This window comes from Geobacillus sp. G4, assembly GCF_040327975.1.
Classification (GTDB): Bacteria; Bacillota; Bacilli; order Bacillales; family Anoxybacillaceae; genus Geobacillus; species Geobacillus thermoleovorans.
Genome location: NZ_JBEPJY010000007.1, coordinates 165,418 through 187,173, shown reverse-complemented (window position 1 = coordinate 187,173; position 21,756 = coordinate 165,418). Strand labels below are relative to the sequence as shown.

Annotated in this window: 23 protein-coding genes; 9 read left to right on the top strand and 14 right to left on the bottom strand. The window is 54.5% G+C overall.

All coding sequences use genetic code 11. The annotated features are described in order from the left end of the window. Positions 1–22 precede the first annotated feature (22 nt). Together ABS784_RS10810 and ABS784_RS10805 are read left to right on the top strand one after the other, a co-directional pair. The gene (locus ABS784_RS10810) at positions 23–184 is read left to right on the top strand and encodes a small, acid-soluble spore protein K (RefSeq protein WP_011229959.1); all 162 of its coding nucleotides are present in this window, start codon (positions 23–25) and stop codon (positions 182–184) included. Positions 185–251: 67 nt separating this feature from the next. Continuing rightward, entirely contained in the window at positions 252–413 is a 162-nt protein-coding gene (locus ABS784_RS10805) for a YpzG family protein (protein WP_011229958.1), read from the top strand. Positions 414–488: 75 nt separating this feature from the next. Here the strand turns inward: ABS784_RS10805 and ABS784_RS10800 are convergent, their stop codons facing one another. Further along, positions 489–830: a YfhH family protein gene (locus ABS784_RS10800; protein WP_011229957.1), complete on the bottom strand. Its 342-nt coding sequence runs from the start codon at positions 828–830 to the stop codon at positions 489–491. A 168-nt stretch (positions 831–998) separates the two neighbouring features. Beyond that, positions 999–1,808 (bottom strand): recombination regulator RecX, encoded by an 810-nt coding sequence (recX, locus tag ABS784_RS10795; RefSeq protein ID WP_062898376.1) that lies wholly within the window; start codon positions 1,806–1,808, stop codon positions 999–1,001. Positions 1,809–1,901: 93 nt separating this feature from the next. On the opposite strand from recX, the gene ABS784_RS10790 reads away from it, so the two are divergent. From ABS784_RS10790 to ABS784_RS10775, 4 genes are all read left to right on the top strand, one after another. Beyond that, the gene (locus ABS784_RS10790; protein ID WP_014194913.1) at positions 1,902–2,819 is read left to right on the top strand and encodes a TIGR01777 family oxidoreductase; all 918 of its coding nucleotides are present in this window, start codon (positions 1,902–1,904) and stop codon (positions 2,817–2,819) included. Positions 2,820–3,063: 244 nt separating this feature from the next. Next, positions 3,064–3,618, top strand: a complete 555-nt coding sequence (locus ABS784_RS10785) for a GNAT family N-acetyltransferase (RefSeq protein WP_011229954.1) — start codon at positions 3,064–3,066, stop codon at positions 3,616–3,618. A gap of 130 nt (positions 3,619–3,748) precedes the next feature. Then, complete coding sequence (locus tag ABS784_RS10780; RefSeq protein ID WP_011229953.1) at positions 3,749–3,877, top strand: YfhE family protein; 129 nt, start codon at positions 3,749–3,751, stop codon at positions 3,875–3,877. A gap of 89 nt (positions 3,878–3,966) precedes the next feature. Beyond that, a complete protein-coding gene (locus ABS784_RS10775; RefSeq protein WP_011229952.1) occupies positions 3,967–4,152 on the top strand; it encodes a YfhD family protein in 186 nt (61 codons plus the stop codon). Between the two features lie 109 nt (positions 4,153–4,261). Here the strand turns inward: ABS784_RS10775 and ABS784_RS10770 are convergent, their stop codons facing one another. Next, positions 4,262–5,092: a glycosyltransferase family 8 protein gene (locus ABS784_RS10770; protein ID WP_011229951.1), complete on the bottom strand. Its 831-nt coding sequence runs from the start codon at positions 5,090–5,092 to the stop codon at positions 4,262–4,264. A gap of 484 nt (positions 5,093–5,576) precedes the next feature. Between ABS784_RS10770 and ABS784_RS10765 the strand changes: the two genes are divergently transcribed. Further along, positions 5,577–6,761, top strand: a complete 1,185-nt coding sequence (locus ABS784_RS10765) for a CaiB/BaiF CoA transferase family protein (RefSeq protein ID WP_011229950.1) — start codon at positions 5,577–5,579, stop codon at positions 6,759–6,761. A gap of 109 nt (positions 6,762–6,870) precedes the next feature. Beyond that, the gene (locus tag ABS784_RS10760; RefSeq protein ID WP_023633705.1) at positions 6,871–8,070 is read left to right on the top strand and encodes an acyl-CoA dehydrogenase family protein; all 1,200 of its coding nucleotides are present in this window, start codon (positions 6,871–6,873) and stop codon (positions 8,068–8,070) included. 84 nt (positions 8,071–8,154) lie between these two features. On the opposite strand, the gene ABS784_RS10755 is transcribed toward ABS784_RS10760, so the two are convergent. The 8 genes from ABS784_RS10755 to ABS784_RS10720 all read right to left on the bottom strand — a co-directional run bounded on the left by ABS784_RS10755 (position 8,155) and on the right by ABS784_RS10720 (position 18,547). Then, positions 8,155–8,472, bottom strand: a complete 318-nt coding sequence (locus ABS784_RS10755; RefSeq protein ID WP_011229948.1) for a DUF3870 domain-containing protein — start codon at positions 8,470–8,472, stop codon at positions 8,155–8,157. Positions 8,473–8,623: 151 nt separating this feature from the next. Further along, positions 8,624–11,236, bottom strand: coding sequence for a DUF2309 domain-containing protein (locus ABS784_RS10750; protein WP_352512475.1), 2,613 nt, complete (start codon positions 11,234–11,236; stop codon positions 8,624–8,626). Beyond that, positions 11,229–12,734: an NADH dehydrogenase subunit 5 gene (locus tag ABS784_RS10745; RefSeq protein WP_042381529.1), complete on the bottom strand. Its 1,506-nt coding sequence runs from the start codon at positions 12,732–12,734 to the stop codon at positions 11,229–11,231. Before ABS784_RS10745 ends, ABS784_RS10750 begins: the two co-directional genes overlap by 8 nt. Before the next feature lie 333 nt (positions 12,735–13,067). Then, positions 13,068–13,436, bottom strand: coding sequence for a Na-translocating system protein MpsC family protein (locus ABS784_RS10740; protein ID WP_011229945.1), 369 nt, complete (start codon positions 13,434–13,436; stop codon positions 13,068–13,070). 431 nt (positions 13,437–13,867) lie between these two features. Beyond that, positions 13,868–15,574: an ABC-ATPase domain-containing protein gene (locus tag ABS784_RS10735; RefSeq protein ID WP_352512473.1), complete on the bottom strand. Its 1,707-nt coding sequence runs from the start codon at positions 15,572–15,574 to the stop codon at positions 13,868–13,870. Positions 15,575–15,823: 249 nt separating this feature from the next. Continuing rightward, positions 15,824–16,612, bottom strand: a complete 789-nt coding sequence (locus tag ABS784_RS10730; protein ID WP_014194904.1) for a MerR family transcriptional regulator — start codon at positions 16,610–16,612, stop codon at positions 15,824–15,826. Positions 16,613–16,724: 112 nt separating this feature from the next. After that, positions 16,725–17,009, bottom strand: coding sequence for a hypothetical protein (locus ABS784_RS10725; protein WP_011229941.1), 285 nt, complete (start codon positions 17,007–17,009; stop codon positions 16,725–16,727). Between the two features lie 80 nt (positions 17,010–17,089). Beyond that, on the bottom strand, positions 17,090–18,547 hold the full coding sequence (locus tag ABS784_RS10720) for a protein adenylyltransferase SelO (protein WP_352512471.1): 1,458 nt from the start codon (positions 18,545–18,547) through the stop codon (positions 17,090–17,092). A gap of 193 nt (positions 18,548–18,740) precedes the next feature. Between ABS784_RS10720 and ABS784_RS10715 the strand changes: the two genes are divergently transcribed. Continuing rightward, positions 18,741–19,175 (top strand): MbeB family mobilization protein, encoded by a 435-nt coding sequence (locus tag ABS784_RS10715; protein ID WP_352512469.1) that lies wholly within the window; start codon positions 18,741–18,743, stop codon positions 19,173–19,175. A 192-nt stretch (positions 19,176–19,367) separates the two neighbouring features. On the opposite strand, the gene ABS784_RS10710 is transcribed toward ABS784_RS10715, so the two are convergent. Genes ABS784_RS10710 through liaF form a run of 3 tightly spaced genes read right to left on the bottom strand, consistent with a single transcriptional unit; the run spans position 19,368 to position 21,756 of the window. Further along, positions 19,368–20,000, bottom strand: a complete 633-nt coding sequence (locus tag ABS784_RS10710; RefSeq protein WP_013146334.1) for a response regulator transcription factor — start codon at positions 19,998–20,000, stop codon at positions 19,368–19,370. A gap of 2 nt (positions 20,001–20,002) precedes the next feature. Beyond that, a complete protein-coding gene (locus tag ABS784_RS10705) occupies positions 20,003–21,028 on the bottom strand; it encodes a sensor histidine kinase (protein WP_352512467.1) in 1,026 nt (341 codons plus the stop codon). Continuing rightward, positions 21,025–21,756, bottom strand: coding sequence for a cell wall-active antibiotics response protein LiaF (liaF, locus tag ABS784_RS10700; protein WP_020279776.1), 732 nt, complete (start codon positions 21,754–21,756; stop codon positions 21,025–21,027). Before liaF ends, ABS784_RS10705 begins: the two co-directional genes overlap by 4 nt.

Below are 21,756 nucleotides of genomic sequence, written 5' to 3'. Positions count from 1 at the left end.
GCCGTTAAGGAGGGAATGTGCCGTGCGGAACAAAGCGCACAACTTCCCGAACCAAAACAACAACAAGCTCGAAGGCGAACCGCGCGCCAAGGCCGAGTACGCCTCGAAGCGGGCCGACGGCACGACCAACACCCACCCGCAAGAACGGATGCGCGCCTCCGGCGAACGAAGCGATTTCTTTTAACATGAAGGGGGAGCGCGGCATCGTTCGCCGCACTCCCCCGGCACATTCCGCAGCGAGGTGAACAATCATGGGTCACCATCGGCACAAAAAATTTTATGACAACTTTTATTCGAACCCGTTTCAGCAGCCGTGGGCCAATCCAAAACACGCCCACTCGCAAGTGAACGGCGAAACGCAGCAAACGCTTGACCTCATCATTTTAGAGCGGCAGACGCGCAAGCAGTCGTAGCGGAACAACCTAGGGAGACACCCTCCCTAGGTTTTTAGGCTCGCTTTCCGTCCGACTGTGAACTTGTCCCGCCCGTCATGATTGAGGCAAATTCGGTTTACGAAGCAGTGAAATCGGCAGCGCCTCCTCCTCTCCGTTTCCTTTCAACCGCCATCCCCAGGCAAACACTCCTTTTAAATAGCGCACTTTAAAATACTCTCCAGGCGCCCCTTCAATTTCATAAATCTCCCCAGGATGAAAATCAGCTGGATTAAGCATATACGCCTTCGCCATGGCGATTTTCCGCTCGTAGACGGCGTATTCGTTCACCATCCCCATCTGCTCCGCCTTGCGTGCCTTTTCCGTCAACATGGCGATTTCTTGTTGCAGTTCTTCTTTCGTCATTTCGCTGTACCGTTTTTGTTCTCCTTTGATCATAGGCAAGCCTCCTTTTTGAGCATTCCCGATGGATCGTTTTCATCCACATGGAACTCGGCAAAAGGCTCAGAACATCTCTTGATTTATGGAACTGGAACGATTTTGTGATCAACATTTAACAACAAAACTGATAATATATCCCATTTTTTCAAATCCTTTCATTCGAGATCACTCGTCATTACCGTGCATGCGCAGCCATTCATTGATCAAGTCAAGTGCGAATCCTTTTCGGTACAGGGCTTGGCGCATCTTTTGCTCATAAAGCGGCCGCGGGTGGTGCGCATAACGGCGGTGCGCTTTCTCCGCCTGAACACTGAGCGCCTCCCGTTCTTCTTGTTCAGTATGAGTGCCGCCATCCGCCAAAACGGCGGCAATCACCTCATGCGGAAATCCTTTGCGCATCAGCTGCTGCCGCACCCGTTCCAAAAACGCGCGAGCCGATTCAGCCCGGCGCTGTTTTTTCGCTTTTTCGTAAAGCGAGCGGGCGATGGCCATCTGTTCATCCAACGTATACTCCGCCAAACTCTGCTCGATCAAGCGGTCGGGAACGCCGAGCCGTTCCAGTTCGGCGCGCACAAGAAGCGGCCCTTTCGCCGCCGTCTTTTTTTGCGTGCGCACATAAGCGGCGGCAAACGCCTCGTCATCGACATACCGCTCGGCGCGAAGTTTTTTGAGCACTTCATCAATCACCGAATCCGGAGCGCCTTTTTTTCGCAAGTGTGCGGCGACCTCATGCTCCGAACGCATCCGGTGCGCCAAAAAGTAAAGCGCCTGTTGATACGCCTTTTTCACCTCATCGGCATACACAATATGTTGAAGCAGGTCGTCGCTGATCTCCATCCCTTTTTTCAAGCGGAATTGAAGCAATACATCTTGATCAACTGTCAATCTCAACGACGGTGCGCCGTCACGGTGCACGACAATCCAAAATCGTTCAGCATTTTGTTCGGTTGCGGCAATGTCGGCAATCGTTCCCATTGTTTGTCCCCCTTATCTTTTATCGTATCATAAGCAGGAACTTCTGACACCAAAAGCGAAGTCATAAAATAAACCAATGGAAGGGGAATCAAGATGCGCATCGCCATCAACGGCGGCACTGGGCTGATCGGCCAGGCGCTCGCCCGCCATTTTTCCAAACAAGGACATGAGATCTACATTTTCACCCGCTCTCCCAAACCTTCCGAAGGCAACATTCATTACCTTTCCTTCGACAACCACCGAAAGCCTGAAGCTGTCGATGTCGCCATTAATTTAGCCGGGGAGCCGCTCAATCGAAAACGTTGGACGGCGAAGCAAAAAGAGATCATCCTTGACAGCCGCCTTCGCGCCACCGAAGCGATGGGCCGCTGCATCGATTCACTGTCCCGCCCCCCGTCGTTGTTTATCAACGCCAGCGCCATCGGCATTTACGGCACTTCGGACTCCGCAACATTTACCGAGCAAACGACCGATTACGGCGGCGACTTTCTAGCCCAGACCGTCCAAGCATGGGAAGCATCGGCCCGTCCGATTGAGCAGCTTGGCATCCGCACCGTCTACGCTCGCTTTGGCGTCGTGTTTGCCCGACATGGCGGCGCCTTGCCGATGATGATCAAGCCGTATCTGCTGTTTGTCGGCGGCCCAATCGGCAGCGGACGGCAATGGCTGTCGTGGATTCATCTTGAAGACGTCGTGCGCGCGGTCTCGTACATCATCGAACACGAGGAATTGTCCGGCCCCATCAATTTCACCGCGCCCCATCCAGTACAAATGGAAGAATTTGGACTGACCGCCGCCCGGCTTCTTCACCGCCCGCATTGGCTTCCGGTTCCCGCTTGGGCGCTTCGCCTTCTCCTTGGCGAAATGAGCATGCTTGTCACCGAAGGGCAACGCGTCATTCCAGAGAAGCTATTGCAAGACGGCTTCCGCTTTTCGTTTCCAACGTTGGAAGGCTGTCTCACCGATTTGCTTTTGCCCCATGACCGACAAAAAATATCCAAAAAAAATTAACAAAAAAACAATTCCCTTTTTTCTTCCGATCGTGTATGATAAAGGAGACCTTAGGCTAGTTGTCGTCATAATCGCATACGGACAGGAACAAGGGGAAGGCAAATGGTGCGTCACCAGCGCTCGCGCTGGTCCTAGTGGGTTCGATTCCCACCCCGAAATTTTTTTAATGAAGTTTTAATAAAAAAATTTCGAGGGTGGGTTCCCGCTGGGAGGCTGCCCTCGGCATCCAAAGGAGAGATTGGCCATGTTGAAAAAACGCGAGCTGCAAGACTGCCATGCGCTGTACGAGCTGATGGTGCATCCGGACGTCTTCCCTTTCGTGCGCCAAAAAGCCAGCTCGTACGAAGAGTTTTTATTCATGACAAAACAGCTCATGGAGGCGGAAGAACGCGGCGAATTGATTTCGCGCACGATTTTAGACGAATGGGGAAACCCGATCGGCACAATCAGCCTCTTTGATATCCAAGATGGCGCCGGCTTTTTAGGCACGTGGCTCGGCAAGCCGTATCACGGGCTCGGTTACAATCGGCGCGCCAAAGAAGCGTTTTTCCATGAGCTGTTTTATGAGCTGTCGATCGAGACCGTGTTTTTGCGCATTCGCAAAGTCAACGTCCGCTCGATCAAAGCGGCGGAAAAACTGCCGTACGTCACGCCGGCCAATGAAACGCGGCGGGCGTTGCTCGAGCAAATCGGCGCGGATGTATACAATTTGTACGAAATTACAAAAGACAACTACACGCTCTATACAATGCGCCATCCTTCCTTTGCCCACAATGAAGAACAGCGCAAAGAGGCATAAGCCGCGCAAGAGCGCATCTGATGCAAAAAGAGGCTGTCCAAACGGACATCCTCTTTTTTACGCATAAAAACGGCTGGTTTTGCGCAAAATGGAACTAAAGGAATATTGATGCAAAGCGAGGGAACAAGCGATGGCGGAAAAACGAAAACGCGAAAAATCGAAGCATACGCTGACAAGCGCCCAAGAAGTAAGCTATGCCCGGGATTTTAAAATGGCGGACCAAGCGGGCGGCTATACGGCCAAAAAGGCGCGCCACTAGAAACGATTGCTATTTATACGCTGGCGCCGTCCATGCCATCCTAATGATTGAATCGTACGATTCACACTTTTGGATAGGGGGCATGGATGATGGGCCGTTCTCGCGGACAACGGACGCGCGACAAAAACAAGGCGACTTTGCCGCAAGTGCCGAAACAGCTGAAATCTGACGGCATCGATGTGGAATACTCGGCAGAATTTGCCGACCATGAAGACCTTGAAGCACAGGCGCGCGCTGCGGCAGCCGGCATCCGCCGGCAAGAGCGCAAACAGTAATCGAACATGGCGCCCGCTTTGATGGGGCGCCTTTTTCCTGTGAACCGCTTCCACTTCGCTTTGCTTGGAGTGAGAGACTTTCTTTGTGAAACGCGTCTCTCAAGCCGCGCTACACCGTCGCCTCGCCCTCGAGCTCCAACACTTGGCTGTACCGTTTGTAAAACCGCCCCAACTCCCCTTTGTAATTGTCTTTCCACGGTTTTTCCTTGCCGCAATAATGGATAAAAACGGTGTTTTCCTCAATCCAAGCTAAATCGTGTTTCGGGTTGGGCAAAAGCTGCAAAAAGTCATAATAGCGCGCGTCGTAGTTGTAGCGGTAGCAGTCGACCGGTTTAATTTTGTCCCAGTACAACCCATTTAACACGTCTTGGTCAGGAAGAACAAGCTTGAACCGGTTGTCGCGAATGAACTGGTAAATGTCCGCAAGCCGAACGTGTTCGCGCATCATCGCAATGTTCATCATCATCACACCCGTGTTGAAATACCCTTTCGCGTTCGGCGTTTTTAACCGCAACTTGTTGAACAAGTTTGCCACCTTCGTCGAATGGGTATGCTCAGCCGCAATGAACAAGTTCCCTTCGAAATCCATGTCATACAGCTCATCCATCGGGTTGATCGCCACAATATCCGGATCAAGGTACAAGACACGGTCGACGTCTGGCGGCAAAAACAAATGCGCCGCCAGACGGTAATACATCTCCACCGTATAGTGGCGGAAAACAGGCGCATCATGAAACAGTTGCGGATCAACGTAAATCGGCACGAGCTCATGCCCCTGCCGGCGAACAAACTCGCCAAGCGCCTGAATCTCTTCCTCGGCAATGCGCGAGTAAAGCAAGTAAAACGTAAACGGGCGCCGGTTGTTGCAAAACAGCGAATGCATCAAGACTCTCAGCGGCGGAAGATAATTGGCGTCTGTCGTCACTAACACATGGAACACGCACCATCACTTCCTTTTTTGCGTCATCGATTCCCCTTTCTCTACAATTATATAGAAATTTAGGTGAATGTTGCGCTCTTTTCATGCCAAATTGTCCGACCGCGCGATCGATTTCTTTTCATTCATTTGTATCGAAGAGCTATTCACGCGGCTACGTGCATCTTCTCCTCGCCAGCCGGCTTTCGCTGGCGAATTTCTTGTTCGACTATTTACAATTATCAAACAAATCACTATAATAAACGTATAAGCCGTCTCCTGCCAGCTTGGCCGCTTGTGCAGACCGGACGGCCCCTGCCATCTGTCCGATAGCCCCGTTGCCTGACAGGCAGCGTTGGCAGCTTTTATGCATCGACCACAAAAAGAACTGTACGGCCTGACGGCATCTCCGCGCCGGAATGCCTTCTCAGTCCGTTCAAGCCGGTTCCTATCTTGCACGCTGTATAGGAACCGGCTTTTTGCATGTAAACAGAAAGGAGGGAAATCGATGCCAGGAGCGCTCGATGGCGTGCGCGTGCTCGACTTGTCGCGCGTGTTGGCTGGTCCGTATGCGACGATGATTTTAGGCGATTTAGGCGCTGATGTCATCAAAGTCGAAGCGCCCGGGGGGTCGGATGACACCCGGTTTTGGGGGCCGCCGTTCCAAAACGGCATGAGCGCTTACTATACCGCCGTCAATCGAAACAAACGAAGCATCACCGTCAATTTAAAATCGGCAGAAGGACAAGAGACGATTCGCCGCCTCGCCGAAACAGCTGATGTCCTCATTCACAATTTTAAGACCGGAACGATGGAACAGTGGGAACTTGGCTATGAATCGTTGTCACGCCTCAACCCACGTCTCATCTACTGCTCCATCACCGGGTTTGGCGAGACAGGACCACTCGCTCCATTAGCCGGCTACGACTATATCATTCAGGCAATGAGCGGCTGGATGAGCATTAACGGCACTGCGGACACCGGCCCGCTCAAAGTCGGCGTCGCCGTCACGGATGTGTTCACCGGCCTGTATGCCGCCATCGCGATCGAAGCGGCGCTTTTGGCCCGCGAGAAAACGGGGCGCGGGCAAAAAATTGATCTCGCACTGTTTGACTGCGCCGTGAGTGCGCTTGTCAATGTCGCCGCCAATTATTTGTTATCCGGCGACGTCCCGAAGCCGCTCGGCAATGAACACCCGAACATCGTGCCATACTCAACGTACATGGCAAGCGACGGTCCGATCGTCATCGCCGTCGGCAATGACCGACAATTTCAAGCGCTTTGCTCGTTGTTGTCCGATCACTCGCTTGGAACCGATCCGCGCTTTCAAACCAATCCCGGCCGAGTCGCCCATCGCGAAGAGCTAAACCGGCGGCTGAACGAGGAAATCAAGCGGCGGACGCGGGCCGAGTGGCAGCGCCTTCTCGCCGAGAAAGGCATTCCATGCGGACCGGTGCAGACGCTCGATGAACTGTTCCGCCATCCGCAAACGGCGGCGCGCGAGATGACAGTCACGGTGCACCATCCAATCGTCGGTCCGTTAACGCTTGTCGCCAGCCCACTGAAACTGTCTGACACGGCGGTGTCTTATCGGCTGCCGCCCCCGCTGGCCGGCGAGCATAACCGCGAGGTCGAAGCTGGATGGCAAGGCAACCCGGCCGCTGAAAACGGTCCGCACGACAAAAGCCAATGAATAAACCGTTGTTCTCCTCAACCGCTTCAGCGCCCGCTGAAACAAGGGAAACGAACGTTGACACGAAAAAACCATGAAAAACAAACAGTTGCATAGGGGGATGGAAACGATGATGAACTTCGACTTTACACCCGAACAGGAAATGCTGCGGCAAACGGTGCGCAAATTCGTCGATAAAGAAATTATGCCTTATATCAAAGAATGGGATGAGCGGGGCGAATTTGACCGCAACATTTTCAAGCGGCTCGCTGAGCTCAATTTAATGGGCGTCTGCATTCCCGAAGAATATGGCGGCATGGGCATGGATTACAACTCGCTTGCCATCGTCTGCGAAGAGCTCGAACGCGGCGATACGGCGTTTCGCACCGCCGTATCGGTTCACACCGGGCTGAACAGTTTGACGCTCCTTCAGTGGGGAACTGAAGAACAAAAGCAAAAATATCTCGTCCCACAAGCGCGCGGGGAAAAAATCGGCGCATTCGGCCTGACCGAACCGAATGCCGGCTCAGACGTCGCTTCCATCCAGACGACAGCCGTCCGCGACGGAGATGACTACATTTTAAACGGACAAAAAACATGGATTTCCCTCGCTGACATCGCTGACCATTTTCTCGTATTCGCCTATACGGACAAATCGAAAAAGCACCGCGGCATTTCCGCCTTTATCGTCGAACGGACGATGCCCGGCTTTTCGTCGCGCCCGATTAAAGGGAAACTTGGCATCCGCTCTGGCAATACGGGCGAGCTGTTTTTTGACAACGTCCGCGTCCCGAAAGAAAACTTGCTCGGGGAAGAAGGCGAAGGATTCAAAATCGCCATGTCAGCGCTTGACAACGGCCGCTTCACCGTCGCCGCCGGCGCGGTCGGCCTCATTATGGCATGTCTTGAGGCGAGCGTGAAATACTGCCACGAACGAAAAACATTCGGCAAAGAAATCGGCCGCCATCAGCTCGTCCAGCAAATGATCGCCCGCATGGAAGCTGGTTTGCAAATCAGCCGCCTGCTCGTTTACAAAGTCGGCTTTCTCAAAAACGAAGGCCGGCGTTGCACGAGAGAAACATCGCTCGCCAAATGGATCGCCTGCGACTACGCGAACCAGGCGGCCGACGATGCCGTGCAAATCCATGGCGCCTACGGCTATTCGAACGAATACCCGGTCGAGCGCTACTTGCGCAACTCGAAAGCGCCGGTCATTTACGAAGGAACACGGGAAATTCATACGATCATGCAGGCCGAATATGTGCTCGGTTACCGCCAAGACAAACCGCTGCGCAAAACGCTGCCGGCATGGCGGCCGGCTGAAAACTGAATCACCAACGAAATCATGGGCGGCCAAGCCGCTGACCCGCACCAAAACGCCGCTGCCCCCCATCAACCGATGAGGGGCAGCGGCTTATGGCTCTTTCTCCTCCATTTTGCAATATTGTTTGTACAAATCTTTTAGCGCCGCGCACAGAGCAGAATGGGCTTTCCCTAAATACCCTTCGTCAAGCTCGGCGAGCAGACCGTCGATGCCATCGCGCAGCGAATGGCCGCGAAGCAGGCGGGCCACGTAATCGCGCCCATGTTCAGTAGCCAGTGTGCATGATGCCTCCACGATCACCCCGTATTTTTTATCAATTTCCGCTGTGATCGTCAGCGTATCGTAAAGGCTTTTCGCCGCCATTCCGGCCGGCAGCCGCGCATGACCGGCGATAAACTGCGTTTTCATCCGCTTTCCCTCTTTCCTCGTCTTTCCTGTTGCTGTTATACCAGCTGCTATCTTATTTCGCGGCGTGCATCCATTTTCCCTGCCTCATTTGGCAGTCAACGAAAAAAAGCCGCCGGCCAGACAAACCCGGCAAGCGGCATATCGTTGCTTTTTAGCGCTGCTGTACCGACGCAAGACGGCCTGCCTCCCAGTTCACCCACGCCCCGCTGTCTGGGTCAATCGAGGCGAGACGGAGCCAGCCGTTTTGGACTTTGCGCCGAAATTCGCTGTTTTCATCGAGCAACCGCTCGATATAGGAAAACGGCGCTTCAATGATGACGAGCAACCGAAGCGGAGAGTGGAACCACTCACGGTCAGATGCGGCGACGGACTGCCACGGCAAGCCGGCTAGCAAGTCGCTTCCGTTCCCTTGCATGACGCCGATGCCGCCGGTCACCGTCTGGGTCGTTTTGTCGCCGCTTCCATAGTAATTCGGTGCCACTGTCGAAGCATAATATTGCAAGTTGATCCACTGCCCAACCGTGGCCGGCCCAGCGATGATGCCGGCCAGCGCCTCACCGGTCGGATCTTCGCGCCAATCGTAGCTGTGCAAAAACACCCGGCCGTCTAAATGAACGCCCTTTGTCAACGCCCGCCGCCCAATCAGGAAAGCGGCGTTCCCCGCCAATCCCCACTCCGGACGAATTTCACTCCAGTCGACGGCGCGGCGTCGGGCTTCGGCAACCGGATCGCGCGGCATGGCGCCGACATGCGGCAGCTTCGCCATCCGCTCAGCATTGGCTTGGCGGCTGACGCCGGCAAGCGCCTGTTTCAGCTGTCGAAACGCCGCCTCAGCCGCTTCGGACAACGGCGGCATTTCCACCCAACGCAACTCGTCAACGGTCGTGATATGTTCAGCGGCGACGAACACTGTCTCATCCGGGATGACGATTCCCTCTTTCGCCAATCCATCCCGCACGTGCGGCAAGTTGGCCAACGCGGCGAATACGCGGGCGTTGAACGCCCCAGCCGCGCCGCCGCACGCCCCGCAATCGAGCGCGGACGCATACGGGTTATTTGTCGTCTCGCTCTCATGGCCGCAGACGACGACAAGCGGGGCAAATGAGGACGTCAGGCCGATGTTCACGAGAAGCTGTTTTACGTATTGCACTTGCTCTTCTTTTGTCAACCCGATCGGCAGCCCAGTCGTTTCGTCATGCCCTTGGCAATCAAGCGACAGCGTCGTCTTCGGTTTTTGTTGCGCCGACATTTCCGCCTGATGAATGGCTTGCCCGGCCCAAGCCGGCGCTGCGCTGCGGGCGATCGTATGCAAACCGAGCCACGGGCCGCTCATTTCCGGAAGCAGCAAACCAGCCAGCAGATGCTGCTTGATTTTTTTAAACGTCCGGCCGACAAAGCGGAACAGATCGCGCCGCCGGCGGTACGGCGCCGCCGTTTCGGGAGAAGCGGTTTCGTTGATTTCATGCCGCGGCGCCACAATCGCCGGGCAAGACGGATGGGCGTCATCGCTGTCAAGCACGCGCGTTTGGATCGGCAAGCCGAAAAAGCCAGCGCAGCCGTACGTTTCAAACGGGCCGACCGCCTCTACATGACGGCGGAACGGCTCGGAGCGCACATCAATGCAAAACAATAGCTGCGCTGCCGCCTGCTCTTTTGGCTCCTCAGGTTGACGGGTGAGAACCGCTTCTTTCAGCTTCGCTTCATACGTATCTTCCCACGCCTCAAGCCAAAGATGGCGGCGGCCAATTCGCCAGAACCGATCGGCGAACACCAGACGAGCTTGGCGGTCTTCGAGCGGAAGGCGCCGCCAGTCGTCCAGCGTCATGCCGCCCCAGTGGATCCAGGCGGCCAACAGCGGCCCAACCGCACGATCGTCTTCGTTTTCTTCCTCCTTCAGCGGCAGATGGGGCGCTGTGAACACCCACTCCAGCGACAAACGAACGGCCAAGTAGTTGATCAGCCCGCCGATTTCGTCACCTGCACGGCGCGATTGCCAGACCATCATCCCCGCCCAGCCGGGCAGAGCTAATAAATGCGCTTCTAAATAGGCCACGGCTTCCTCATCCTGCACCCCAAGCTGCTCAAGCGCCCGTTGCAGCGCCTCCTCTGGATGGTGAGGCCAATCGAAAAGCCGTTTCCGCTCCTCCTTGGACAAGGACGGATCAAGAGGCGCCAAACGACGCCAAGACCCGTAAAAGCCGTGTTCACGATGCGGCAGCGCCCACACCGCCTCTCCCCGATCGTAAAACAGCTTGCACCATTTGATCATTTGTTGATCCAACCGCTTTTCCAAACCAAGGCGCACAGACCGCGTGCGGATGGAAACAGAGCGCAGCGGCATAGCGGCGGCCAACTCGATCAGTTTCGGCATCTGAAGCGCTTCTTCGGGCACCGCATCGTTCCAAAGGAGGGCGCGGCATAGCCGTTCCGCTTCATGGCGCGGCGCAGGAAGCGGCTCGTCATCCAACCATCGTTGCAGACGCCGCTCGATGAAGGAAACGTCAATCTCCCCTTTGGATAGCGCCGCATGAAAAACGGCCATTGGCGGATACAAGTCGATGCCGTAAGCTTCTTGCAGTCGGTCAGCCGCGTCGACAAACGACTTGTTTTCCATCCCCATCCACGGATGGCGGGCGATAAACGCGGAAATCGGCCAAAGCGGAGCGATCACCTTCGCCGCTTCGCTGACGGTCGCCTCGAGCGGACAAGCGGCTGCTTTTTTTGCCTCCGTTGACCGTTCAAGTGATATGACGCTTCTACTCATGAGCCATCCCCTCCTTTAGATAGGACGCCAAATAACGCGGGTGTGCTTCGGTCGCCGCCGGACGCGGTTCACCAAGGTGAACAAGCCACATGTACAGCTGAATGGCAAGCATGGAACTGCGCCGGTTCGCGATCCATACAGCAACCAGCGCCGCGGCAACAAACAGAGCGCAGACAAGCCATTCGAACGAAGCGGGCGGCAGAAACGCGGACGGCATCCCGTTATGAAGCAGCGCCATAAATTGATGGCGCACCGTTTCGGACGCCAACGCCAAAGCAACGACAACCGCAAAGCCCAGCCAACGGCCTTCGCGAAAATCCGTAAGCCGTCCCCAGGCAACCGTTGCCGAGGCCGCAAGCAAAAGCGCGCTCAACAACCGAGCCGGTTCGTGCGGAGCCGCCTGCCAAAAGGCCCACCCAAACAGCACGCCGAGGATGATGCCGCCCGGCCACGAACTGCCTGTTTTTCGCAATCCTGCCCGACCGACTCGCGGCACGACGGACCCGGACTGCAAAAAGAGCGTCGCTTTAAACAACCCGTGCAACACTAAATGCACTACTGCGGCCCCGTAAGCACCCAGGGCGCATTGCACAAGCATGACGCCCATTTGCGCCATCGTCGAACCAACGAGCTGGCGCTTATAGTCAACATGAACAAAGCTAACGCCCGTGCCAATCAAAATCGAGGCAAAAGCGATCAGAAACAGCGCCACATGCGCCCACGTTTCGTTAAAGAGCGGAGAAAAGCGCCAAAGCAAGAGCCCCCCAGCGTTGACAAGACCGGCATGCATCACCGCTGACACCGGCGTCGGCGTCACGGCTGATTCCATCAGCCAGCGATGAAACGGCCATTGCCCAGCTGGAATGACGGCAGCCAACATGAGCAATCCGCTCATCACCGCCCTTTCCCATAGAGCGAGACGAGCTAAACGTTCCGCCGACAACGCCGAGACGAGCGTCCATTCACCGACTCTCGCCCCAAGCCAAACAGCGGTGAGGGCCACAGCAATCCAACTTGCCAAAAACAGCATGCCCATCTGCCAGGCAACGAACTGAGCCGGCTCCCATTCTTTTTTCAACGCGGTCAACGCCACAAGCCCCACAAGCGGCAGCCCCCAGCACACTGCGATCAACCGCAAGTCGCCGGCCGCCCACGTGAGCGAAGCGGCAAATGACGTCCATGTCAAGAGCGAGAAATACAGCCGATAGCGGCGGTCGCCGTGCAAATAGCGAACCGCAAACCGTTGAATCGCCCAGCTGAGAAGCGAAATATAAACGGCGGACAGCCAGCTCGTCGCATCAAACCGCCACGGGCCGATGTCGACCGCGCCGCCGGCGCCGATCCATCCGAATAGCGCCGCCGTCCCCGGCAACAGCAACAGCCAAACGTGCACATGCACATATCGTTCCGACACGCGCGGAAACAGCCACACGATCGCACTTAGGAAAACGACCGCAATCGCCGCCAGCCATCCCCATGCGAACCATTCGTTCCCCATTGCCATCTCCTCCCCTCATCTGCTTGCACATCGTTCGAGAGAAAAAAGAAAAAACCGGCTATGTCAATCAGGCAAAACGGCCGAAAAAGGCCGTTCCATTGCCTATCGATTGCCCATAGCCGGTTTACCTTCAACCAATCATCGCTTGATTGTTTGAAGATCTCCCGTTCGTTGTCGCGCGGCAGGCGACGGTCGGTTTCCCTTCAACGAACCTAAGCCCACGTAGGTTTTTTGAAGGGCTCCCGACAGCATCGTCCACTATTTTATTCTATACTTACTATACAAAAGTTGTTTCAATTATACAATAACTTTGTTGATTTGTCATGGAAAAATTTATTTTGTCAACTGTTTCTCCAAATCGTTGAACAGCTTAAAGACAATAATCCGCTCACCCGTTCGGGTGCTTAAATCGGTATGAAAGCTTTTTACTTTTTCACCCGTGATTTCCAAAATCATCTTCTTCAAATCATCGACGCCCGATTCCACCAAACTCGTCCGCGACCGTTTCACCGCCAGCATCCCTTCCTTCGATTCACAAAGAGCGTACTCAGCAGGTGTCAAGATGCCATGCAGGGAAACGATAATCATATCACGCAAAATATCGGTTTTCACCGACACCGAGCCGCGGCCGAGAAAATCTTTTTCCCATTTCGTCAACGCTTTGCTGATTTCCGATTCCATCCAACCTTTTGACTTGTTCATGCCCTGATCCCCCTAACCAACCCGCGGCTTCCCGCCGCCATCCGCCACGTTGCACTGATAAACATTATTATAGCCGTAATTGGTGGATAGCGCTAGAGCAAAATGGGCAAGGCGCCGACAGAAAGCGGATTCATTCGCGTTTTGCCTGAGGCATGAGGCATCGTCTATTGGAACAAGAGCAGCGGCCCCGCACCGATCGCGCCTGGGTCGATACCGGCACACGGCCGCCCCTGTTGAAACAAGAGCGTCCGTTGTTCCGTTGGCCAGCAGGGAAAACAAACGCCCTTGCCTCACATCCTGCGGCCCTATTTTTTGTTGCAGCTGGGAAAAACAAAAACCAACCCATTCCTCCTCCCCAATAACCCTGTAATCCAACCTGCACGGAAACGTCGCCAAGAAAAAGCAAACCGGCTTTCTCCTTTCCAAGCTGGCTACTGCTGGATACACCGGAGCGACCGCAGCCGGTTCAGCGCCGCCGCCAGCTCGAAGCGGCGCGGGCGAGCAAGTTCACCCGGATTCCCTTTTCGGAACGAAACTGAGCCTAGCCCTTGACGGTCCCATTGTTCTTCGATCGCATCAAGTAGTTGGCGGATGGTTTTCTTCCCGTCGAACCATCCTTTTCGTTCCATATACAGCAGCGCCGCGGCAATCGCCCGAGTCTGGCTGTCATCGACCAGCTGCTCAAGCGCATAAAGCAATAGATCGGTTTGCCCGTACTGAATAACGTGCCGTCCGCGCGCGACGGCTTTTGCTTTTTTTCCTTTTTGGCTGTTCAAACTTTCGGGCAGGGGAATGCGCTCGCGAATGCGGCCGAACGACTCTCCGCCTTCCGCTTTCCGTCCCGACGGCATCTCTGCAGCGATCCGCTTCGCCTCCCCGGTCACATCAAACGGGACGTACTGCTCCATTTTGATCACGCAATCAGCGATATCCAAGTAATCCCCCAACCCGCCGACGACAAGAACCGTCGAAATGCCGTAATCGCGAAATAGTTGACGCGCCTTGTCGATATACGGCGTGATTGGTTCGGCTTCTTTCGCCACGAGCGCCTGCATGCGTCCATCGCGGATGAGCAAGTTCGTTGCGCTTGTATCTTCGTCAATCAAAAACGCCGATGCCCCCGCTTCAATCATTTCGATCATGCTCGCGGCCTGTGAGGTGCTGCCGCTCGCGTTTTCCGTCGAAAACTGCGTTGTCTCTTTGCCGTACGGCAACGCGCCAATGAGCGGCGAAATGTCAACACTGGCGACGCTCCGGCCGTCTTCGGCGCGAATTTTCACCGCCCCGCTGTCGGTGATGACAAACTCCCGCCCGTCGCCGGCGATATGGTCATACACGCCGTGCTCTAACGCCTGAAGCAGCGTCGATTTGCCGTGATACCCGCCGCCGACAATAAGCGTAATGCCTTTTCGGATGCCCATGCCTTTCACCGGCTCGGTGCAGTGCGGGATCGGGATCGCGATCTCCAGCTCTGGCGGGCTTTGAAACGGTACGGCCTCGCATTGCAGCGGCTTGTCGCTCACTCCGCTCTCCCGCGGCAAAATCGCGCCGTTTTTGACAAACGCCACCAAACCATGCTCGCGCAAATAACGGCGAATGGCGTGCTGCTGATCGGCCAGCTCCACCGCCGGGCGGATGTCTTCTTCCCGAAGGCCGTACACCGCTCGCTCAATGACGGATGGAATTTGCTCGAAAAAGATGACCTCGGCTTCTTTCGCCAAAATGCGCCGTCCATTCGCCGGCAAACCGACCGATAAACAAACCGTAATGGTCTCGTCAGCCACTTGCACCGCCGTTCGCTCGAGCACTTTTTGCCCCGGCGCATCAATCAAGACGAGTCCACTTTTTCCCGACCCGCGCGCCCGCAGCGGCCATTGCCGCAATTCGCGGTGGACGCGGCGCAAAAGCAAATCCTCACAGCGAGTGCGGCGCGGTTTCGTATCGGTCCACTCCGCTGCCAGCGCCGTTTTCGCCCGCGGCACGATCACCCGCACCTTGGACGGTTCGGCAAACGGATCGCCTTGCACATGGTCAATTGCAAGCGTAAACGTTGGGAACCGATACGTACCTTCGATCGCTTTATATGCCTTATAGCCTTTTTGGTCGATCGACCGCAGCCGTTGTCTCAGTGTTTCCATCCAACCATCCCTTTCTTTTTCCCTTGACTCCTACTTCTAACAGACACCTTTCAGAATTGGATCCAACTCCAAGAATGCCCAGCCATGCCTAATGGATTCTGCGTGACACTTCCATAGCAATGTTCAGTCCTTGCCTTTGTTCTAAAACGACCCCTATGCACCATTTTGATTGTACCGCAAACCCATCCTCTTCATCCATCACCAGCAAAAACAGCGGCCCGCCTATTCTTAGGGCGAGCCGCCTGCTGCCTAACGGTCTTTCATCCCCGTATAGATCCAAATCGCTTCTTTGAAAAACTCAGCCGCTCCCGGATGCACTTGGTCATAGTAAGCTTTGAACCGTTCGTCCTCGACATACAAACGCGCCAGTCCGGCATGCGCTTCCTTGGAATAATGATCCCACCAGAGGCCAAGCCACTGGCGGTGCAAATCCGCCGCCCGTTGCGCCGCCTCTCCAGCCGGGTTGCCATCTTGCATCGCTTCTTTCAATGCCTCAAGCACATCTTGACTGAGCCGTTCCGCTTCATCAAACTGTGCCTTCGTCATCTTCCGCAGTCTGTCGTTGGAACGATCGACCTGTTCATCACCATACTTCTGGCGAATTTCTTCTCCATATTTCCGTTCGTTTTCTTCAATCAGCTGCTCCTTGAACGCAGCAAACTTTTCTTTGTCGCTCATCATGATTCCTCCTTCTTTAGCGGCAATCGTTTTTTCAACGCTCGCAATCAACGCATCCAGATGGCGTCTTTTTTCCAACAGCTGTTGGCGGTGCTCCCTTAGCGCTTTCAATTCATCAAAGGACGGGGAATGAATGATTTGTTTGATCGTTTCCAAATCGACGCCAAGTTCACGATAAAAGAGAATTTGCTGCAAACGATCGACTTCGCGCGGCCCGTACAGCCGATAACCGGCTTCGCTCCATCGCGCCGGCTTCAGCAAGCCAATCTCATCATAATATCGAAGCGTCCGACTCGTGATCCCCGCCAGTTTCGCCAGCTCATGCACCGTGTACTCCACTTCCCTCACCTCCCTATTCATGACGATACACCTTGACGCAACGTAAAAGTAAAGAGGAAAAAAGAAAAAAGGGCTCAAGCCCAGCCCCCCATTGAACAATCGCTGTTTCATTTGTTAAAAGCGATGCCTTTCATCAATTTTTCCTCGTTTCCTCGATATGCGGCATCTTCGTTATCACAATCGAATGGTTCAAATCGACGTTAGGCAACAGCTGTGGTTCGCTAGTTGTTTCCATCGCCCCTGCTTGTTTCACATGAGGAGAAAGCGGCTGATCAACCGAATCGCGGATGATGATACGCTGGCGAAACGACGCATATGGTTCTTTTGTTTTGTCCGTCTCAGCCAATTGCGAAGGAAAGACGGCATCACATACAAACAACATTCCCACCACGGCAAAGAGAAGAACACTTCGCTTCACTCACACCACCTCTATCCAAATTAGACGATGCAAAAGGTGATTCGTTTCTCCTTTGCCGCTAAACGAAAACGCCATCACCATTACGTCCCGCAAAACGTCCGGTACGGGCGGTCGGACGGCGGAGGCAGTTCCGCGTATTTCTCTTGTTCCGGCGAGTAGGCGTACGGGTCAGACAGCGCTTCAAGGAAACGCTCCATCACGCTGTAGTCGCCGTCATGGACCGCGGCGGCCAACGCCTCTTCAACCCGGTGGTTGCGCGGGATCACAGCTGGATTATGGCGGCGCATCCGCTCATACGCTTCTTCCCTTGACACCGATTCTTGGCTGAGCCTTGTCTGCCAGCGCTCCTGCCACTCCCGGAACTCAGCGGAATCAAACAGCGCCATTCCCGTATACTCGCCTAACGTCAACGCCCGGAACGTGTTCGTGTAATCAGCGCGATGCGCCTCCATCAGCCGCAATAAATCCGCAATGAGCTCCTGATCCCCTTCCTGCTCCTCGGCAAGGCCGAGCTTCGCCCGCATCCCGCTAAGCCAATGGTGGTGATACCGCTTCGGATACTCATCAAGCGCCCCTTGGGCAAGCGCGATCGCTTTTTCTTCATTCTCATCAAGCAACGGCAACAAGCTTTCCGCAAACCTTGCCAAATTCCAGCCCCCGATGTACGGCTGGTTTCCGTACGCATACCGCCCTTCCGTATCAATCGAACTGAACACCGTCTCCAGGCTGTATGTGTCCATAAACGCGCACGGCCCATAGTCGATCGTTTCCCCGCTGATCGTCATATTGTCCGTGTTCATCACCCCGTGGACAAAGCCGACAAGCTGCCATTTCGCGATCAGTTCCGCTTGGCGTTCGATCACTTGTTCAAGCAAAAACAAATAGCGGTTCTCAGCTTCCTCAAAGCCAGGAAAATGGCGCCAGAGCGCATAATCGGCCAGAGCGCGCAACTCCTCTATCGTCCCCCATTGCGCCGCGTATTGAAACGTCCCGACGCGCAGATGGCTCGAGGCGACACGGGTCAACACCGCCCCAGGCAATTCCGTTTCGCGCATAATGGTCTCTCCCGTTGTGACGACCGCAAGACTTCGCGTTGTCGGGATGCCAAGCGCGTGCATCGCCTCGCTCACAATGTACTCCCTCAGCATCGGCCCAAGCGCCGCCCGCCCATCACCGCCGCGCGAATACGGCGTCCGGCCCGAGCCTTTCAGCTGGATGTCCACCCGCTCCCCGCTTGGGGTGACGTGCTCGCCCAGCAGCACCGCCCGTCCGTCGCCAAGCATCGTAAAATAACCGAACTGATGCCCTGCATACGCCTGCGCCAGCGGCTCAGCTCCGTCTGGAATTTGGTTTCCAGCGAACACAGCCACCCCATCTTCACTTCGCAACGCTTCCTCATTCAACCCAAGCTTGACTGCCAACGAACGATTGAGCACCGCAAGCTTCGGCGCGCGCACCGGCGTGGGGAGGACTTTGCTGAAAAAGCGCTCCGGCAGCCTTGCATAACTGTTGTCGAACTTCCATCCTGCGTCCAACATCGTCATCTCCTTTGCTGCCAAAACAGCCTTTTTATATGAGTTTATTGTACGGCAAAGCGGACGGCATGATAAACCGAAAACGCGCGATCCTAAACCAAAAACCGAACCGTCAACGTTCGACGAAAACCACCATATTTTCTCTTTCTTTCTCGCCCCGTTTCTTTGTATAATACCTGTGAGGAGGTGAGAAAAAGTGGAAGAGAAAACAATCATTCAAGCGGTGCTTCAAGCGCTCGAACAGCATTCTGACAAAATTAGCTCGAAAATGCAGGAAATGGAGCAACGACTGCATCATGAAATGCAAACGATGGAACAGCGACTTCACCATGAAATGCAAACAATGGAGCAACGACTCCGCAGTGAAATGCAAGAGATGGGACAACAGCTCCGCAGCGAGATGCAAGAAATGGGGCAACAGCTTCGGGCAGAAATCCACGCTGTTGAGACTCGGCTTGAGGCCAAAATCGACTCCCTTCGTGAGGAAATGCAACAGATAAACAGACAACTGAACGAACGAATCGACCACCTTGAAGAAGAATTAACAGATACTCAAGCCTCGGTCGAAGTGTTGACAACAAAAGTGCTCCACCACGACCGAAAACTTCGCCAACTGACCAAGCAAGCGTAACTCCTCTCAGTTAGCCAGCCATTTTCCCTGTCCACCGCACGTCAAAAACCGCTTCCGTTTCATCTTCCATGTTCATCTTGATGAAACGGAGCGGTTTTGGTGTTCACAGAACACCTACTCCCTATCAAAAAATGAATCGCGTTCGACATAGCATACTCTCAATGCATAGCGCTTGTGCCACTCACACGCTCCTCATTTCACCAAACCATGCCGAAACGCGTAAATGACCGCTTGCGTCCGGTCTTGGACGCCGAGTTTGGCGAGGATGTTGCTTACATGCACTTTCACCGTTTTAAGTGAAATGAACAATTCATCGGCCATTTCTTGATTCGTTTTCCCTTGCGCCATCAACAAAAGCACTTCCATCTCCCGGCTCGTGAGCTGCTCATGCGGCAGGCGCTCTTCTTGTTTCCGATAGTTTCGCATCACTTTTCCGGCCACTTCCGGTTCGAACACCGATTGCCCGTGGAACGTGGCGCGAATGGCGTCGGCAATTTCGCTCGCTTTCGATGTTTTCAATAAATAGCTCGTCGCCCCTGCTTCAAGCGCGGCAAACACGTTTTCATCATCCAAAAAACTCGTCACGACAATGATTTTCGCCTCCGGCCACGCGCCGATGATTTCGCGCGTCGCCGCAATGCCGTCCATCGGTTCCATCACGAGGTCCATTAAAATGACATCCGGACGCAACTGGAGGGCGAGCTCCACCCCTTTTTTACCATCTTCCGCCTCGCCAATCACCTCCATATCTGGTTGGGCGGATAAATACGCCGACACGCCAAGCCGCACCATTTCATGATCATCGACAAGCAGTACCTTAATCACGGTCATCCCCCCCTGTGCAAAAGCGGCACTTTCACTTCCAACCTCGTTCCTTGACCTTTTAAGCTGACAATTTTCAACATCCCACCGATTTCCGCCGCCCGCTCATACATGTGCTGCAACCCGTACGAGCCGCTTTTCGAACGTTCCACATCAAAGCCAACGCCATCGTCGGTGACGCGCAAAATGGCAAACCCGTCCCGTTCGATGAGCAATACTTCCAACGACTTCGCTTTCGCATGGCGCAGCGTGTTGGAAAGCGACTCTTGCAAAATGCGAAACAGATGATCTTCCACCCCTTTATCGAGCGGAACGTCTTCGATGTTCCATTTCATCTCGAGCGGCACTTTGCCCGCCAATTCCGTGAGCAGTTCGGTCATCCCTTCTTGAAGCGATTTGCCTTTCAGCTGCACCGGCCGCAAGTGCAGAAGCAGCGCCCGCATTTCCAATTGCGACTGGTGAATCATTTGCTCGACCATGGCCAATTGTTTGCGCTGCCGTTCATCATCCGGCGGCATCGTTTCCATAACGGCTGACATCATCATCGAAGCGGCGAACAATTGTTGGCTTACGGAATCATGCAGTTCCCGCGCCAGCCGCGTGCGTTCTTCGGAAAGAATGCGTTCAACGAGCCGTTCTTCCTGTTCGGCCTTTTCCGCCGCTAACTTTTGCACGCGTTTCGTTTGCGCGCGCCATTGCGCTTGCAGCTTCACGATTTGCCGCCAAAGCTCTTGCAGTTCCGGCGGCGGCTCTTCCCGATGCAACTCCCCCATCTCTCCTTGTTCAATGTGCCGAAGCGCCTGCACAACCGCTTGCCATTGCTGGCGAAAGAAGGAATCAAGCATAAGTCCAACAGCAATCCCCATACACAGGCTTACAGCGAACACAAACAACAAAAACGGCAACCCCATCACAGTTTGATCCCACAAAGACGACCACATTCCAGGCGGAAGGAAATAGAGAAAGGAAATGAGCAACGCCACAGCAAGCGCAAGCGCAAGCAAAACAGAAGCGAGCATCGGTCGGCTCATACGCGTGTCACCTCGACATTGCCAATGATCATCGAGGTGACGATTTTTAGCTTTTGCTCCGCTTGATCATACGAAGAAGTTTGATAAATGAGCGTCTCGTTGAACATTTTCTCCTGTTCCTTGCCAAACAGCGAGGCAACACCAAAAATGGCGGAATGAACGAGCCGTGTTTCAATTTCGTACGGAACGAGAATTCGAATGTTGCCGATCAACCCTCTCACGATAATGACCGCTTCCCCTTTCGGAAGCACAGTATAGCTGACATCAATGACCGTATCCCCGATCCCCGTTTGGATATTGACATCATTCCACTCATACACCCGTTCTGGGGTCGCTTGCCGGCCAACCCATACATTTTGAAACAGTGGTTGACGGCGCACGATTTCCTCTCCCCCATACGAGTTCTCAGCCATAGTCGGGCGGATCACCGTCGGATGCCGCTTCGACTGAAACAATTGCCAAAGGGCATAACCCAACAGCGCGACCATGACAAAACGAGCGGCCATCATCGTTAACACATGAATGGCCAACATGATGCAGCCAAGCCAAAACAGCCATTTTCCTTTCCGCCGATGCCATTTTTTCCTTCCAACATAAATCAAACAGACCGATATACTTAACGAAAACAGCACGCCCGGGCGAAAAAACGAAATTTCGATTGCAAAAAGGAGCAGTGTCACCAAAACAACCCAACTGACATAGTCAGTTTTCTTCCGTTGATCAAGCAT

Bases quoted from the DNA above. Each gene is read 5' to 3' on its own strand.
- liaF (WP_020279776.1), bottom strand. From the start codon at position 21,756: ATGCTTGATCAACGGAAGAAAACTGACTATGTCAGTTGGGTTGTTTTG.
- ABS784_RS10755 (WP_011229948.1), bottom strand. From the start codon at position 8,472: ATGAAAACGCAGTTTATCGCCGGTCATGCGCGGCTGCCGGCCGGAATG.
- ABS784_RS10745 (WP_042381529.1), bottom strand. From the start codon at position 12,734: ATGGGGAACGAATGGTTCGCATGGGGATGGCTGGCGGCGATTGCGGTC.
- ABS784_RS10730 (WP_014194904.1), bottom strand. From the start codon at position 16,612: ATGAATAGGGAGGTGAGGGAAGTGGAGTACACGGTGCATGAGCTGGCG.
- ABS784_RS10765 (WP_011229950.1), top strand. From the start codon at position 5,577: ATGCCAGGAGCGCTCGATGGCGTGCGCGTGCTCGACTTGTCGCGCGTG.
- ABS784_RS10780 (WP_011229953.1), top strand. From the start codon at position 3,749: ATGGCGGAAAAACGAAAACGCGAAAAATCGAAGCATACGCTGACAAGC.
- ABS784_RS10790 (WP_014194913.1), top strand. From the start codon at position 1,902: ATGCGCATCGCCATCAACGGCGGCACTGGGCTGATCGGCCAGGCGCTC.
- ABS784_RS10740 (WP_011229945.1), bottom strand. From the start codon at position 13,436: ATGAACAAGTCAAAAGGTTGGATGGAATCGGAAATCAGCAAAGCGTTG.
- ABS784_RS10805 (WP_011229958.1), top strand. From the start codon at position 252: ATGGGTCACCATCGGCACAAAAAATTTTATGACAACTTTTATTCGAAC.
- ABS784_RS10750 (WP_352512475.1), bottom strand. From the start codon at position 11,236: ATGAGTAGAAGCGTCATATCACTTGAACGGTCAACGGAGGCAAAAAAA.
- ABS784_RS10785 (WP_011229954.1), top strand. From the start codon at position 3,064: ATGTTGAAAAAACGCGAGCTGCAAGACTGCCATGCGCTGTACGAGCTG.
- ABS784_RS10800 (WP_011229957.1), bottom strand. From the start codon at position 830: ATGATCAAAGGAGAACAAAAACGGTACAGCGAAATGACGAAAGAAGAA.
- ABS784_RS10775 (WP_011229952.1), top strand. From the start codon at position 3,967: ATGGGCCGTTCTCGCGGACAACGGACGCGCGACAAAAACAAGGCGACT.
- ABS784_RS10705 (WP_352512467.1), bottom strand. From the start codon at position 21,028: ATGAGCCGACCGATGCTCGCTTCTGTTTTGCTTGCGCTTGCGCTTGCT.
- ABS784_RS10720 (WP_352512471.1), bottom strand. From the start codon at position 18,547: ATGTTGGACGCAGGATGGAAGTTCGACAACAGTTATGCAAGGCTGCCG.
- recX (WP_062898376.1), bottom strand. From the start codon at position 1,808: ATGGGAACGATTGCCGACATTGCCGCAACCGAACAAAATGCTGAACGA.
- ABS784_RS10735 (WP_352512473.1), bottom strand. From the start codon at position 15,574: ATGGAAACACTGAGACAACGGCTGCGGTCGATCGACCAAAAAGGCTAT.
- ABS784_RS10760 (WP_023633705.1), top strand. From the start codon at position 6,871: ATGATGAACTTCGACTTTACACCCGAACAGGAAATGCTGCGGCAAACG.